16 protein-coding genes are annotated in these 15,747 nt (G+C 47.7%); 10 read left to right on the top strand and 6 right to left on the bottom strand.

Features of this window, described 5'->3' with window-relative positions; translation table 11 throughout:
- Nucleotides 1-13: 13 nt before the first annotated feature.
- Nucleotides 14-976 (bottom strand): hypothetical protein, encoded by a 963-nt coding sequence (locus tag ACY652_RS18310; protein WP_462265832.1) that lies wholly within the window; start codon nt 974-976, stop codon nt 14-16.
- A 105-nt stretch (nt 977-1,081) separates the two neighbouring features.
- Between ACY652_RS18310 and proS the strand changes: the two genes are divergently transcribed.
- The 5 genes from proS (at nt 1,082) to lspA (ending at nt 5,979) form a co-directional block, all read left to right on the top strand.
- Nucleotides 1,082-2,554 carry a proline--tRNA ligase gene (proS, locus tag ACY652_RS18305; RefSeq protein WP_462265831.1) on the top strand — a complete coding sequence of 491 codons (1,473 nt, stop codon included), beginning with the start codon at nt 1,082-1,084 and terminating at the stop codon, nt 2,552-2,554.
- 107 nt (nt 2,555-2,661) lie between these two features.
- Nucleotides 2,662-3,801, top strand: a complete 1,140-nt coding sequence (locus ACY652_RS18300; RefSeq protein WP_462265830.1) for a cystathionine gamma-synthase — start codon at nt 2,662-2,664, stop codon at nt 3,799-3,801.
- Nucleotides 3,802-3,894: 93 nt separating this feature from the next.
- Nucleotides 3,895-4,743, top strand: coding sequence for a TIGR02757 family protein (locus ACY652_RS18295; protein ID WP_462265829.1), 849 nt, complete (start codon nt 3,895-3,897; stop codon nt 4,741-4,743).
- Between the two features lie 309 nt (nt 4,744-5,052).
- Entirely contained in the window at nt 5,053-5,424 is a 372-nt protein-coding gene (locus ACY652_RS18290; RefSeq protein WP_462265828.1) for a hypothetical protein, read from the top strand.
- Between the two features lie 27 nt (nt 5,425-5,451).
- Complete coding sequence (gene lspA, locus ACY652_RS18285; protein ID WP_462265827.1) at nt 5,452-5,979, top strand: signal peptidase II; 528 nt, start codon at nt 5,452-5,454, stop codon at nt 5,977-5,979.
- 318 nt (nt 5,980-6,297) lie between these two features.
- Here the strand turns inward: lspA and ACY652_RS18280 are convergent, their stop codons facing one another.
- The 4 genes from ACY652_RS18280 to ACY652_RS18265 all read right to left on the bottom strand — a co-directional run bounded on the left by ACY652_RS18280 (nt 6,298) and on the right by ACY652_RS18265 (nt 9,863).
- The gene (locus ACY652_RS18280) at nt 6,298-7,827 is read right to left on the bottom strand and encodes a DUF4394 domain-containing protein (RefSeq protein WP_462265826.1); all 1,530 of its coding nucleotides are present in this window, start codon (nt 7,825-7,827) and stop codon (nt 6,298-6,300) included.
- 51 nt (nt 7,828-7,878) lie between these two features.
- Nucleotides 7,879-8,238: a hypothetical protein gene (locus ACY652_RS18275; protein WP_462265825.1), complete on the bottom strand. Its 360-nt coding sequence runs from the start codon at nt 8,236-8,238 to the stop codon at nt 7,879-7,881.
- A gap of 148 nt (nt 8,239-8,386) precedes the next feature.
- Complete coding sequence (locus ACY652_RS18270; RefSeq protein ID WP_462265824.1) at nt 8,387-9,442, bottom strand: nucleoid-associated protein; 1,056 nt, start codon at nt 9,440-9,442, stop codon at nt 8,387-8,389.
- A 55-nt stretch (nt 9,443-9,497) separates the two neighbouring features.
- A complete protein-coding gene (locus ACY652_RS18265; protein WP_462265823.1) occupies nt 9,498-9,863 on the bottom strand; it encodes a helix-turn-helix domain-containing protein in 366 nt (121 codons plus the stop codon).
- A 141-nt stretch (nt 9,864-10,004) separates the two neighbouring features.
- Between ACY652_RS18265 and ACY652_RS18260 the strand changes: the two genes are divergently transcribed.
- The 5 genes from ACY652_RS18260 (at nt 10,005) to ACY652_RS18240 (ending at nt 14,496) form a co-directional block, all read left to right on the top strand.
- Nucleotides 10,005-10,595: a CAP domain-containing protein gene (locus ACY652_RS18260; RefSeq protein ID WP_462265822.1), complete on the top strand. Its 591-nt coding sequence runs from the start codon at nt 10,005-10,007 to the stop codon at nt 10,593-10,595.
- A 120-nt stretch (nt 10,596-10,715) separates the two neighbouring features.
- Nucleotides 10,716-11,180 (top strand): RidA family protein, encoded by a 465-nt coding sequence (locus ACY652_RS18255; RefSeq protein WP_462265821.1) that lies wholly within the window; start codon nt 10,716-10,718, stop codon nt 11,178-11,180.
- A gap of 7 nt (nt 11,181-11,187) precedes the next feature.
- A complete protein-coding gene (locus ACY652_RS18250; RefSeq protein WP_462265820.1) occupies nt 11,188-12,303 on the top strand; it encodes a D-TA family PLP-dependent enzyme in 1,116 nt (371 codons plus the stop codon).
- A gap of 10 nt (nt 12,304-12,313) precedes the next feature.
- Nucleotides 12,314-13,384 carry a dipeptidase gene (locus tag ACY652_RS18245; protein WP_462265819.1) on the top strand — a complete coding sequence of 357 codons (1,071 nt, stop codon included), beginning with the start codon at nt 12,314-12,316 and terminating at the stop codon, nt 13,382-13,384.
- 329 nt (nt 13,385-13,713) lie between these two features.
- Nucleotides 13,714-14,496: a DUF7003 family protein gene (locus ACY652_RS18240; RefSeq protein WP_462265818.1), complete on the top strand. Its 783-nt coding sequence runs from the start codon at nt 13,714-13,716 to the stop codon at nt 14,494-14,496.
- Nucleotides 14,497-14,537: 41 nt separating this feature from the next.
- Here the strand turns inward: ACY652_RS18240 and ACY652_RS18235 are convergent, their stop codons facing one another.
- A complete protein-coding gene (locus ACY652_RS18235) occupies nt 14,538-15,689 on the bottom strand; it encodes a DUF1624 domain-containing protein (protein ID WP_462265817.1) in 1,152 nt (383 codons plus the stop codon).
- Nucleotides 15,690-15,747 lie beyond the last annotated feature (58 nt).

The following is a 15,747-nucleotide window of genomic DNA, read 5'->3' as shown; positions in this document are numbered from 1 at the left end:
GATAAGGTTAAAGTTATGGTCTGCCGCCGCCCGAACGTCCACCACCGCCGCCTGAACGGCCGCCGCTGAAGCCGCCCCCGCCGCCAAAAGAGCCGCTGCTTTGTGCAGGAGGAGGGGTATAACGTGGTTGAGCGGTTGACTGACGCTGTGAGTCGAAGCTTTGCTGCGGGCGGGCATAGCCACTGCTGGTTGATTGCCGTCCTCCATAAACACTTGGCCTGCCGCCGCCGTAGCTGCTTCTGCCACCGCCATAAACATCAGGCCGGCCGCCGCCATATACATTACGGCCGCTATAGGTCGGCCTGCCGCCATAAACACCGGTTGCACCATTGCGGCCTGCAGGTACCCCGTTCCGGAAACCAATACCTGAGCCTAAATACGGGCGGGGATTGCTGCGGTAGGCAGAGTAAGCACCCCAGCCTCCATAACCACCGCCGTAACCATAGCCGCCATAGCCGTAAGGGTAGCCGCCATAAAAGCCCCCGTAACCAAAGCCGCCGTAGCCAAACCCATAGCCAAGCCCGAAACCAAAACCGCCAAAACCGCCATAATAGCCGCCCAGGCCGTATCCATAGCCTAAACCGCCGTAGCCATATGGCCCGTAGCCATAACCGCCGTAACCTGAACCGAAACCTCCGTAGCCATAGCCGCCATAGGGCGCATAGCCATAGGAATTGTAATAATAATCGTCATAATAGCCAAAAGGTGATGCGTAGCCAAAACGGTTGATACGGGCAGAGTAACTATCATCATAGTAATACTCATCCTCATTGTCCGGCGTTACGTCAGCGTATTCGTTTTCACGATCAGGCCGGTAGGCTGGTTGTTGCGCATAGGTTGGCCTGTCGCCGGCCTTTGCTTTGGTGTAGTATACATCATCATCTGATGCGTTACTGGCCGCCAGCTTGGCGGTAGAGCAGGAACCCAGCGCAAGTGCACCTATCATCAGGATTCCTGAAAGTATATGTTTTCTCATTGAATATATAGGGATAAATTGTACAAGTTCAATTCGCTATTAAATTTATAAATTTGGCAGCAATAATACACACTTTAACAGACAGAATCTATTCCACATTTATATATGAGCAAGGGGATTATCAGTAAGGACGAAGATTACTCACAATGGTTTAATGAATTGGTCATAAAAGCCGATTTAGCCGAATATTCGCCGGTTAGGGGCTGCATGATTATTAAACCTTATGGGTACTCCATCTGGGAAAAAATGCAGGCCGTGCTGGACAAGATGTTTAAAGATACCGGGCACAGCAATGCCTATTTTCCGCTGTTTATACCAAAATCCTTTTTCTCTAAAGAAGCCAGCCATGTGGAAGGCTTTGCAAAAGAATGTGCGGTAGTAACACACTATCGCTTAAAGAACGATGAGAACGGGCAAATTGTTGTAGATGAAGACGCAAAATTAGAGGAAGAATTGATTGTAAGGCCAACGTCGGAAACCATCATCTGGAATACCTATAAGGGCTGGATACAATCGTACCGCGACCTGCCATTGCTGATTAACCAGTGGGCCAACGTAGTGCGCTGGGAAATGCGCACCCGCCTGTTCCTGCGCACCAGCGAATTTTTATGGCAGGAAGGGCATACCGCCCACGCCACATCAGAAGAAGCTATTGCGGAGGCCGAGCAAATGCTGGAAGTATATGCCGATTTTGTGGAGAACTGGCTGGCAGTACCCGTGGTAAAAGGCCGTAAAACCCCTAACGAGCGTTTTGCCGGTGCATTGGACACCTTTACCATTGAAGCGCTGATGCAGGACGGCAAAGCGCTGCAATCAGGTACCTCGCACTTTTTAGGGCAGAATTTTGCGAAGGCGTTTGATGTAAAGTTTTCCAACAAGGAGGGTAAGCTGGATTATGTATGGGCTACCTCGTGGGGCGTTTCCACCCGGCTGATGGGTGCGCTCATCATGTCACACTCTGATAATGCCGGCCTGGTGCTGCCGCCTAAACTGGCGCCTATACAGGTAGTGGTTGTGCCTATTTATAAACATGATGAGGAACTGGCGAACATTCGCATTTTTGTAAACCAATTGAGCAGCGAATTGAAAGCCAAAGGCATTTCTGTAAAATTTGACGACCGTGACACGCAGCGCCCCGGTTTTAAGTTTGCCGAATACGAACTGAAAGGGGTACCGTTGCGTGTTGCCATCGGCAGCCGTGATATGCAGAACGGCACCGTAGAACTGGCCCGCCGCGATAACCGTACTAAAGAAACCGTACCACAGGAAGGTTTAGCGGCTCACATAGAGCAGTTACTGGAGCAGATACAGAATAGCATATATCAGAAAGCTTTTGCCTTTAATGAACAGAATACTACGAAAGTAGACGATTATCAAGAGTTTAAGCGTTTGTTAGATGAAAAGCCTGGTTTCTTATTGGCGCACTGGGACGGCACTGCCGAAACTGAACAGCGCATCAAAGACGAAACCAAGGCAACCATTCGTTGTATACCTTTAAATAACCCGCAGGAAGAAGGGATCTGTATTTTAACTGGTAAGCCTTCAAAGGAAAGGGTGTTATTTGCACGGGCGTATTAGTCGCCCCCAACCCCCTAAAGGGGAGCAGGAATTATTTGTTGTCCTTCCCTAAAGGAATGAATTTTATAATGCTCCCCCTTTAGGGGGTTGGGGGCAGTGCACCAAACATGAAATTCGCAACTAAAGCTATACATGCAGGGCAGGAGCCCGACCCGACCACCGGCGCAGTGATGACGCCTATATACCAGACCTCCACCTACTGGCAGGCTTCGCCCGGTGATAATAAGGGCTATGAATACTCACGCGGTACCAATCCCACCCGCAAGGCGCTGGAAGATTGCCTGGCTGCCTTAGAGAATGCTAAATACGGATTGGCGTTTTCAAGCGGCATGGGTGCTACCGATGCGGTGATGAAACTGCTGCTGCCCGGCGATGAAGTAATTACCGGTAATGATTTGTATGGCGGCTCATACCGTATCTTCACCAAGATTTTTGCCAACTACGGTATTAAGTTTCATTTTCTGGATTTATCTGACCCGGCCATTATTTACGATTATGTAAACGAAAACACCAAGATGGTTTGGATTGAAACACCTACAAACCCTACCATGCAGGTGGTGGATATTGAGGCCGTATCCAAAATCAGCAAGGAAAAGAACCTGATGCTGGTGGTGGATAATACCTTTGCTTCACCTTACCTGCAAAACCCGATGGATATGGGGGCCGATGTGGTAATGCATTCCGTAACCAAATACATTGGTGGCCACTCGGATGTGGTAATGGGTGCGCTGGTAATGAACGATGAGGAATTGTATCAGCGCCTATGGTTCATCTACAATTCCTGTGGTGCCACGCCGGGGCCAATGGACAGCTTTTTGGTGCTACGCGGCATCAAAACCCTGCACCTGCGCATGAAGGCGCATTGTGAGAACGGGCGCAAGGTGGCTGAGTTTTTAAAAGGTCATCCTAAAGTGAAGCATGTATTCTGGCCCGGCTTTCCGGATTCGCCAAACCATGAGATTGCCAAAAAGCAGATGCGCGATTTTGGCGGCATGATATCCATTACCTTAAACGATGCCGATTTGCAGGAAACCTTCCGTGTGGCTTCCAACTTCAAAGTGTTTACCCTGGCTGAATCTTTAGGCGGGGTAGAATCATTGATTAACCACCCGGCTACCATGACACACGCCTCCATTCCAAAAGAAACCCGCGAGAAAGCCGGCGTAACCGACAACCTGCTGCGCCTGAGCGTAGGGGTAGAGGACATTGATGATTTGCTGGAGGATTTGAAGCAAGCGTTATCTTAAGATTAGAATCAAGAGTTAAGAATCAGGAAACAAGACATATAAATGTTTTATAAGCTATCTTGATCCCTGATTCTTGACTCCTGACTCGAAAAAATGGTTGACCTCAAATCCTTTCTCGATGAAAAAGTAGCCCAATATAACCGGCCGGAGTTTATTGAGAATGACCCGATAGTAATACCGCATTCGTTTACCCGGAAGCAGGATATCGAAATCATGGGTTTTTGGGCGGCGATACTGGCATGGGGACAACGGGTAACCATCATTAAAAAATGCCGCGAACTCATCAGCCTGATGGATGGCGCTCCTTATGATTTTATCATTAACCATAAGGAGCCGGATCTGCAGAAGCTGCTTAACTTCAGGCACCGTACCTTTAACGATATTGATACCCTATATTTCATCGCTTTCTTCCGGCAGCATTACGAAAGGTGTGATAGTTTGGAGGATGCGTTTTTGCCCCCCGACCCCCTAAAGGGGGAATTGAAGCTTGATGATAAGATTTCTGCTCCCCCTTTAGGGGGGCGGGGGGCGAACCGGGGGGCAGCTTCTTTAGAATATTTCCGCTCTTATTTTTTTTCCCTGCCCGATTTTCCGCATCGTACCAAAAAGCATGTATCTGCACCATCGCAGAAATCTACCTGCAAGCGGCTCAATATGTTTTTACGCTGGATGGTGCGGAAGGATAATAATGGGGTTGATTTCGGGATATGGAACCGCCTTAGTCCGGCTGACCTGATTTGCCCCTGCGATTTGCATGTAGATAGGGTTGCCCGCAAACTCAAACTCATTACCCGCAAGCAAACCGACTGGCAAACCGCCGTAGAACTTACCGAACACCTGCGTGAATTTGACCCGCAAGACCCGGTTAAATATGATTTTGCCTTGTTCGGACTGGGCATCGAGGAGCGATGGGGCATTGAAAATATACTGCCGAGTTTGTAACTGTTGTGTTTGGTAAAATTATGTTTTGGCTCATTACTTACCATTAATAGCCATAAAATGCTATAATCGGCCATAAAAGGCAAATTTTTGAATGGCAAGCAGCGGCCTGTTGTAGCCATAAGGCTGTTCACAGGTGTTCACGTTCACGGTGGTGTGAACACCCGTGAACACCCGTGAACACTGACAGATTCCTGTCAGCAGGTGATCAGTTGCACTTATCGCTAAACAGCAGTTGCGGCAAAAATTAAATCGGATGATTGCAATCGTTTGCTTTAACCAAAACAAGTTGGTAATTTAAGGCAGTCAATAATGAGTGTGAACGAAACGGACAAGCAGCTAAATGAGTTCCTGAAGGGTAAACCAGGGCAGGCTTTATATTTGTATGATGTGTTTGTAAGGCAGTTTGAAACGGAAGGCCGCATTACCCTGCATCCCGCCAAAACCATGATCGGCATTTCAAACGGGCGGCGTCGTATCGCCTGGGTAACGCAGTTTGGCAAGGGCTTTCTGCATGTGGTATTTCCATTTCGGCAGGCATACCCTGATAACCTGTGCTTTCAAAAGATTGCGCAGGTACCGGGTGATGCTCATCAGTTCAACCATCACTTAAGGCTATTAGCCGAAAGTGATATAAACGAGGAAGTGTTAACTTATATGCGTTTAGCTTACAGCGGGGAGTAACTAATTTGTTAAATGGATTAAATACTAATGGCAACAAAAAATAATAAATACACAAAGGCAGGCCGGATGGTTATCATAATGGCGCTGGTGCTTGCCAACATTGGCTGCGATCAGGTTTCAAAAACGATGATACGGCACCAGGTAAACGCTGAAGATAACCTTGAATACCTGAACGGACATTTTGTAATTACCAGCGTTGAGAATAAAGGTGCCTTTTTAAGTTTGGGGCACAACATTACCGGGCTGTTGCATAATGTTTTATTTATTGTTCTACCGGCCGCTTTTATGCTGGGCTTGCTGGCCTACCTGCTGTTTAAACCTGCTTTAAACCGTTGGCTGATGGTGGCATTAACATTTTTGGCGGGTGGCGGCATCGGTAACCTGTATGACCGTGCAGCGCACGGCTCCGTTACTGATTTTATGTATATGCACTGGGGTATAATGCACACCGGCATTTTTAACATGGCCGATGTATCGGTAACTACAGGTGCGATCATGCTATTGGTTTATGCCTGGACAGGGAAGGGACAAACAAACGCCCTGCCGCATCATTAAGATAACCTGCACCCATATGGATTCAGAAGAACAGTTTATTCTTCCGCTTTAAAATACACTTTGTAATAATTCATGTGCTTATCGTCATCAAAGCCCTTTTCGATCAGGTCTTTGTTGCCATGAATGTAGGTATGAAAAATTGCGGTTAAAATTCAATACGTTTTGTGTACAGGTATTTGCATTTTAATGCGTCACCTGAAATTTCGGGGCTATTTATTAGCTGTTTAATTACACGGCCAAAGAAAAACACTTAATCTAACAAGCCGGAATAGTTGCTGCTATATCCCGGCTTGTTAATTAAACGCTAATTTTTATAATTTAAAAACCCAGCCCAAGTGTAAATGCCCGGTAAGTACCTGCAAGTGTGGCGCCGCCAGTAGCTGCACCGCTTTGCAGGTTAATGGTATAAATTTTGGTAGCGCCTCCAACAGTTAGCAAAGCGTAAGCCGTTCCGCTGGTGCTGCCGATATCAAAGCCATTGGCTGCGGTAGCAGTAACCCCTAAAGCACCTACCTCAACCAGCGTGCCGTTGTTAGGCGGGTCTTGCTTGTAAAGGCGGCTGGTTTGGGTGTCAATATCATACAACACGGTGGTTGTGGCGCCGGCAAAATTATTGGTATAGGCTGCCGCAGTAATGGCTGGTGTGCCGGGCGACAAGATACCGTCAACAGCGGCAACCAAGCCATCATTGGGATTGAGGCGCAGGTTTTGCCCGGTGTTGCTCACTACACGTATACGGTCTACCGTCGGGTTAAAATCAAACCCAAAATCTGTACCGGTAAGCAGCGTGGTTAACGGAGCAGTGCCAACCGCTGTAGCAGCGCCCGATGAAGTGTTAACCGTATAAATACGGCTGCTGCTGCCTAAGGCATATAGCTGACCATTAGCCGGCCTGAAATCAAGCCCTAAGATGGTTTCACTTGCCTGTAAACCGGTGATAGGTTTATTTACCAGCGCCGGGGCAGCAGGATTGAATACCACCAGTTCATTATTAGCGCTCACCGCATAAGCTACCATTTCGGTTGGAATGGCCATGCCGATCACCGGCATAGGGATATCGCCTGCAATTTTTGCTGCCTTGCCGGTAGTTAAATCTATGCTGTAAAGGCCGGATTTACCGCTTACTGTTAAAGCAGCCAGCGCAGAGGTACCATCAAAATTAATGTCGAAACCGCCTGTAGCAGTAACATCAACACCCAGGTTGCCTACTTCCACCAGCTTACCATCATTTGGTGGGTCTTGCTTATAAAGTTTGTCATTATTAACATCAATATCATACAAGGCGGTAGTGGTTGAACCTGCACGGTTTTGCGTATATGCAACAGCGGTAACACTGGCGTTGGCGGCGCCGTTTATACTGCCATCTGTAGTAACCCCGCCTCCGGTTTCAGGATTGATACGCAAGTTTTGCCCGGTTGAAGTAACAAGGCGCATACGGTCAACAGTTGGATTGAAATCAATGTCTATTGTAGTGCTGCTGATTGCAGGTGTAAAGGCGGTGGTACCAATGGCACGGGCCGCACCTGTCTGGGTGTTGATCACATAGATCCGGCTGGTGCTGCCCACACCATAAAGCTCGCCGGTGGCCGGGCGAAAATCAATGCTGAGAATAGTTTCACTTGCCTGTAAACCGGTAATTGCTTTTTGAGATAAAATGGCAGAAGGATTTTTAGCATTGATGTTCAGCAACTGGTTGCTTGAAGTCAATGCATAAAAGCTTACATCAGGCCCGGTAATTTCAGGCGTAGTAGTATCATTGTTTTTGTTTCTTTTGCACGATGTTGATACCAAAACAACTACAGTGGCACAAAGAAGGGCCAGTTTAGAAAATTTATTAAAAGTTTTCATGATAGAATTTAATGTGTAAAAATGAGCGCAGTTCTGACGCGCAAAAATAGTTTAGCTGGAGATTACAACATTAAAATCTGGAGGAGGCAGGTGTATGGTTGCGTAATACTGAGGAATATAATTAATTTGATGTGTGCTGAAGCAAATAGCCGGCAAACAACTTAACTGGCTGAAACTGAATATTAGGGCTGGAGTAGCGTATAGTTCTTTTTCGTAGTGACTTTTTGAATCCGCCTGTTTTTCAGGACTATCCTTTTCGTCCGAATTATGTTCGGTATCAGCTGCCTCCTTTGTATAAGATTTGGTGATAGGATACACCGGTAAGGAAATGCGGAAAATAATCAGCGTGGCCAGCAGCAGGGCAGTTAGAGCCAGGCCGGTTTTAGGTTTACATGCTGATAACTTATTCAAGATATGCTTTTGTGTTCCGGGTGAAACACATACATGTACGAACAGAGGCGGAGTTTAGTTTTATATTAATTACGAGATGCCGGGATATGCACTTGTTCAATGAAAAAGCATGAGGAGTTGCTTTTTTAGAAGGCATCATCATTGTAGTTTATTCTTCTTCCTTAAAGTACACCTTGTAATAATTCATGTGCTTATCGTCATCAAAGCCCTTTTCGATCAGGTCTTTGTTGCCATGAATGTAGATATGAAAATTGCGGTCGAGCTTTAACACGCTTTTGTACACCCGTGCCTGCTTCTTCACCGCATTGCCTGAAATTTCGAAGGAGTCCGGTATCAGCGTTTCAAACTCCTCCTCGTATTGGTTTTTATAGCTTTTGAAGGATTCAATCGCCTTATCGTTACCCAGTACCTCGCCGGTAAACTCATCAAACTCAAAGGTTTCCTTTTCTTTAAAGTACTTCATCGAGCGGTTGAGCAGGTCAATTTTGTCGGCCTTATTCATTTCGAACCCGTCATCCAGCTTTTGCGTTACAAAGTTTTTGTAGATGCTCAGGGTATTGCTGGTTTGGTTAAAATTATCGTTGCGTACCTTTAACTGTAAAAATTCGTCCTTCCAGTACACCGCTTCCTGGCTGCGGTTGGTTTGGTCAATCACCACCACCTTGTAGCCGTTCTCTTTCTCGGTGTTGAAGATGAGGCAGCCCTTATCAAGTTTGTTAATGTTGATAGCCTCCTGCTCATAATCCATACCGAAGCCCCCCTGTTGCGGGTAAACCTTCAGGTAGGTTTCCTTTGTTTCTGATTTAAATAACCCTACTGCATCCAGCAGTTCACCTTCAAGTTGCACCTGGTTAAAATATACCACATACAGCTCACCAGCCTTAATTTTGGGGTGGCTTGATACACTATACAAATACTTGGCTATTTGCTGCGAAACCGGCATAAACTTATCTTGGTCGGCAAAAAGTTCACCGGCAAAGTGATAAAGCTCATTCAATTCCACATCATCACTGGGGTGTATCAGGTGGTACACCTCGTTGGTTTTTTCAAACGGCTTTAAAAAGTACTGCATCAGCAGTTGCGGTATCAGGTCGTCTTTAAAGGCCAGCGGTTCATCGGCCAGGGCATACATCTCGTTTTGCAGCGGGTTGCCAATGTGGTGAACAGCAATTTGCTGTATAGCAGATTCGAAGAAGGTAACCATAATTCAGGTTGCCAAGTTCGGGAAAATAATCGTTGTGTTGTTGGAAAAATCGTAGTTATCCGGCTTGTTGTGCCACGGGCAACTGCTGGCGCAACTCCTGCAGCTCCATGTCATAAGCTTTCATGCGGGCATGTAAAATATCCACTTCAGTGCGCAGCATCTGTATTTCGGTAATCAGCTTGGCCGATTCCGGCTTGTTGATTTTTTTCTCGCCGCTGCCTAAAATCAGCCACTCGGGCGAATATTTAAGCTGAAAGCAAAGGCGGCGGATCAGGTAGTAGCTGATTTCCTGCTTTTTGTTAATTACCTTGCTAATAAACCCCTGGTCGACCCCAATTGCCTGTGCCAGAGCCAATTGCCCGCCATGGTCTTTCACAATTACTTTGAGCCTTTTTAATATACCTTCATCAGGCGATACCATATCCTGTATATTTAAGGTACAATACTATAAAATTATCATTAGGATGCCATCATGCAGGCATCTAAATTATTTATCGGTTGCCAGCGTTAAACAGCGGGCGCATTTATAAGTCAAAAAGATTTAATACAGTAAAACCATTAAATGAAGAAAACACATCAGTTAAGCGGATTTATAGTTGCCGCTATCCTGCTGTTATTAACAACAGCGGCAGTAAAATGGCAATCACAAAATGATGACAACCGGCAGTTTAAACAGGAGTTTTTGAGGCGCATTAATCAGGTACGTGCCAAAGGGTGTAATTGCGGCAGCCAGTATATGCCGCCTGCAGCGCCATTGGTATGGAACAACGAACTGGAAAATGCGGCCGGCGGCCATGCCGATGATATGGCCCGCCAGCAATACTTTAGCCATACGAGTAAAGACGGGCGCAATATGGAAGACCGCATGGTATTGAGCGGCTATACCATTAAAGGATTTAAAAGCTTTATGGTAGGCGAGAACATAGCCTTTGGTCAGCCCAGTATAGCAGAGGTGATGAACGGATGGATCAATAGCCCCGGGCACTGCAAAAACCTGATGAACCCGGGTTTCAGGGAAGTGGGCGTGGCCGAACGGAATAATTATTGGGTGCAGGATTTCGGCGGTCGTGAAAGCTGGAGCCTGCGCGAGCAGCAGCTGATTAAAAGCGGCCGTATGCGCATCGTTCGCGAACAAAGCGGGCACGGGGATTAACAGATTGCTGCTGCATTGATCCAACAAAGCGCTTTAGGTGTTATTCATCTATCTTAAAATTTCAAATCCGCTGCCTGCCTGTTAACCGATATGCTTAATATTGCACTTTAACCTTGTATCATGGCAACTGCAGATCAGAATTTTGAAGCCCTGGGCTTATCCTTACCACCGGCACCCGCGCCGCTGGGGGTCTATAAACCGTATCTTATCGATGGCAAATACCTGTATGTATCGGGCCACGGCCCGGTGCAGGAGGATAAAAGCTTAATCATTGGCCGCATTGGCGACACCCTTGACCAGGAAGCCGGTAAACTGGCCGCCCGGCAGGTAGGATTGACCATCCTGTCTACCATACAAACCAACCTGGGCAGCTTAGATAAGGTAAAAAGGGTAATTAAGGTATTAGGCATGGTGAACTGTACCCCTGATTTTGAAAAGCATCCCTATATTATTAACGGCTGCAGCGAATTATTTGCACAGATATGGGGCAACGATAACGGTATAGGCGTGCGCAGCGCCGTAGGCATGGGCTCATTGCCCGATAACATTCCGGTAGAAGTAGAGGCTTTGTTCGAACTGGCCTGAATTTTTAATGATGATGCGGCCCTGGTATATCATAGATGATATTGACCGCCTGGATACGCCTGCACTGGTGATGTATCCGGAGCGCGTACAGCATAATATCGCCTTGTTGAAAAGCAGCATTGATGAGGTGAGCCGGTTACGCATCCATGTAAAAACACATAAGAGCTTAGAAGCCACGCAGTTACTGCTGGATGCGGGCATCACCAAATTCAAATGTGCCACCATTGCTGAGGCTGAGATGCTGGGCATGTGCCAGGCGCCCGATGTCCTGCTGGCCTATCAGCCAACAGGCCCTAAGGTTAAGCGTTTTGTTAACCTGATTAAAGAATATCCGCAAACTGAGTTTTCTTGTTTGATAGATAACTATTTAACTGCGAATGAGTTATCGGATGCGTTGATAAGTGAAGGTTTAGTTGCCAATATATTTATTGATCTGAACGTGGGCATGAACCGGACTGGTATTGTACCCGGTGATGCTGCATTTCAACTCTATAAGAAATGTGCCCTTTTACCCGGTTTACGGGTGAAAGGGCTTCACGCCTATGATGGGCATATTCACACGCCCGACTTACAGTTGCGCCGCCGGCAGTGCGATGCGGCCTTCACGCCGGTATTACAATTACAGCAACATTTAATACAGGCAGGCTTGCCAAAGCCGGTAATTGTGGCCGGTGGTTCGCCAACCTTTCCCATACATGCCGAACGTGCGGATATAGAGTGCAGCCCCGGCACCTTCATTTACTGGGATTGGGGATATAGCCAGCAACTGCCCGAGCAGCATTATCTGCCTGCGGCTCTGGTGGTTACGCGTGTGGTATCAGTGCCTTCGGCAACGCAGGTTTGCCTGGATGCAGGCCATAAGGCTGTCGGTTCGGAGAACGGACTGGATAAACGTATTCAGTTTTTAAATGCACCTGAACTGAAGATCACCGGCCATAGCGAGGAGCATTTGATGGCCGTTACCGAAGCGCCGCATCAGTTTAAGGTTGGGGATGTATTGTATGGCCTGCCCTGGCATATTTGCCCTACCGTAGCGCTTTATGAGCACATGTTCGTGGTTAAAAATGCCATAATCCGCCATAAATGGCAAATAACTGCCCGTAACCGTACCATAAACATCTGATTTTTGGCCCATGTTCACCATAGATGCCCATCTCGACCTCAGCATGAACGCACTGGAATGGAACCGCGACTTAAAATTGCCGGTCGCCCAAATTAACCAGCGCGAGGCCGGCCTGACCGACAGGCCCGACAGGGGTAAGGCAACGGTATCATTGCCCGAATTGCGGAAGGGAAATATCGGGCTGGTGGTAGCCACCCAGATTGGCCGCTATGTAGCGCCCGGCAATCCACTGCCCGGCTGGCACTCGCCCGAGCAGGCCTGGGCGCAAACCCAGGGGCAACTGGCCTGGTACAAAGCAATGGAGGCCGCGGGTGAAATGGCAGCCATTACCAACCGCGCACAACTGGAGGCGCATGTTGGCTTGTGGCAGGATGCTACAGAAAATGAGAGCAAGCCGGTTGGCTATATTTTGAGTCTGGAGGGTGCGGATTCACTCATTTCGGTTGCGCATGTGGAACGGGCGTATACCTGCGGACTGCGTGCCATTGGCCCCGCGCATTACGGGCCGGGCCGGTATGCACAGGGCACCGATGCCACCGGCGGCTTCACACCGGCCGGCCGCGAACTGTTAAAGGAGATGGAGCGGCTCAACATGATACTGGATGCTACCCATTTATGCGACGATAGCTTTCGGGAGGCCATGCACCTGTTTAACGGGCCGGTGTGGGCCAGCCATAATAACTGCCGGGCGCTGGTGCCGCATAACCGGCAGTTCAGCGATGAGCAGTTGAAGGCGCTCTTTAGCCGCGAGGCGGTTATCGGCGTGGCGCTGGATGCCTGGATGATGGTGCCCGGATGGGTAAGGGGCTTGTCTGACCCAAAGGCCATGAATTGTAACCTCGAAAAAGCCGTTGACCACATCGACCACATCTGCCAGCTGGCCGGCAACACCCGGCATATCGGCATCGGCACCGATCTGGACGGCGCCTTTGGCCGCGAGCAATGCCCCTACGACCTGGAAACCATTGCCGGTATACAACAGCTGCCTTACCTGCTCGGCCAGCGCGGCTACAGCACCGCTGATATCGAAGCCCTGATGCACGGCAACTGGCTTACCTTTTTGCGGCGGGTGTGGAAATAAGCCTTTTGTTTTGTCCCTCCCCCGGGAGGGCAGGGAGGGGTTATGCATCCAAAAGGGAACCGAGCCTATTGCCTTATCCTTAAACATCTTGATAAACGCTGATGAAACTTTATATTAGCTTAGAGCCTCTCCCTGCCTTCCTCAAGGAGGGACGAATAGCTGATAATTGAAACACTTTTATCGACTTTTGGGGTTGCGAACAATGAAGTACAGCGCTTGGCCAAAAATTAAACTTAACTTCTCAATTGAAATTTTTATCCACCCCTAATTACATCATATTGCCAAGCTAAAATCAGTAAACAGTACTCTTAAACAAAAACCGTAGCATTATGCCAACGTACACTGAACAGCAAATTTTAAAACAGCTCGACTTAGCATTTAAGGGAGAAATCAGCGAGTACTATCCCGAAGGAAACAAAGGAGATATCAGGTACAATTTCTTTATCGACCTGGAGCATGGGTATTGCGTTACTGCCGGAAGCCGGTTACACCTTTATGCGGATGATTTGCACTGGGCTATTGTTTTTGAAAAGTCTGGCTATTGGAACAGGGCAGGCGCAGCAGAAATTGAATTGGATTATTTTGGTAACTGTATTGATTATCCTGTAAGCCGTTACCCGCAAAATAATTACATTACCAACGCCAAAAATATAATTTTAATTGAACCGGAGGATTACGAAGCGGTTACTAATGAGGATGATTTTGAATTGATCAGTGCAGATGCCAGTTATATTACCGTAAGAGGAAGGCAGGTAACTTTAGAAAAGGATATTAATAAATACAAGCAGTTAAGTATAGTACCAATTGAGTATGACAACCCTGATGAATTAATCGGGTACGGAGATATCATCAGGTACCTGCACGAAACTAATGCCGGATTGATAAGTGCAACAGAACAGGAGATTAAAGCGCACCTGCCCGAACGTTTACCAAAACTCATGACGATAAATGCGTTTCATTTTGAAAGCGCTTATGACAAGGATAATCTTCCGGGTACACAGGAAACCTATCAGCTTGTTGCCGAAGTGCTTGTCAACAAAAATCCAGAGTTGTGGAAGCCCACCATGGAAGCGAACAATCACTGGTCAAACTGGGAGTCCGGGAATTTATAAATCTCAACGCAGGGCTGATGCTTTAATTTGATTAAGCCTTACTACAAATAACTCAGCCACCAGTCGCTGCGCCGCTGGCGTAGTTGCATAAACCATCGCGAAGGGAAATAAAGAATGACCACTACAATTCCCCAGATCACGTAAACCACGCCTAAGCTTACGCCAAAGGGTAAGTGATTGGCCTTGCAGTACACATATACCGCCCCGGAGCATAAACGCACCAGGTAAATATGCAGTATATAAAAGAATAAAGGCACCCGCCCGAATACAACAAAAAGTTTGGTGAACCCATTATGCACCGGCTCAATCATGGCTAAAAAAAGCAGGGCAGGGCCAAGCGTAATCAGTACATAATCCAGCGAGGGCGGGTATTTTTCTATGTTGATAAACGACAACACCGAGCGTATCAGGTTTGCCTGTGTGTGCCAGGGCCGGTCATCACCATAAAAATTTCCCGACCGTAAAATTACAAACAGTGCTAAGGCGGCAAAACCAAGCCCAGTTAATAGTTTACGCCGGTAATGCGCCTCCATGCGGTACAGCACACCAAAGCAGTAGCCTGCTGCCATAATGCCCGTCCAGGGGATGAGCGGGTATAAAATATACAGCTTCATGCCAAAGGGTAATACGGCCTGCCCGCCGGTATGCAGCAGTTGCCACAGCAGGTTGCCCGGTTTGGACGGTATGGCATCAAGCAGGTTGTGGCCTGCAATAAGAATAAAGGCATAAGCGCCGATGGCGGGCAGGGGCAGATAAATTAACCCCGCCAAGATGATCATGCTCAGGCCGATTACCCAGATCACCTGTAAAAAGCCAAAAGTAAAGGGTGGGGCAAACGTAAACCCGAAGCCAATTACAGTGAGTTCTAAAAAAATGAGCCACAATCCCCGCGATAACAGGAAGCGGGCCGCCTGCGCTTTGGTTTTGCCGCGCGAAAGCGAGAGGTAAGCGCCCGTGCCTGCCAAAAACACAAAGCAGGCAGCGCAGTAATGGGTAACAAAGCGGGTAAGAAAGGCAAAGGTGGAGGCTTTGCTCAAGTCGGTGGCATCAAACTGGTCGATGCCGCAAAAATCGCGGGTATGGTCAAGCACCATTAGTACCATCACCAGGCCGCGCAGCACGTCCAGCGCATCAATGCGTTTCTTTACAGGGGTAGCCATTGCAGGGTCGGGTACTTGTGCGGCAGCAGGCATAAGGTTAAAGTTAAGGTAGTAAAGATATAAATTAACCGGCAGGTATCATCGATTCGAG

Origin of the sequence: Mucilaginibacter sp. (assembly GCF_965200995.1) — a bacterium.
Lineage (GTDB): Bacteria > Bacteroidota > Bacteroidia > Sphingobacteriales > Sphingobacteriaceae > Mucilaginibacter.
The sequence above is the reverse complement of the archived record's forward strand: the minus strand, read 5'-3'. Positions and strand labels throughout refer to the sequence as shown.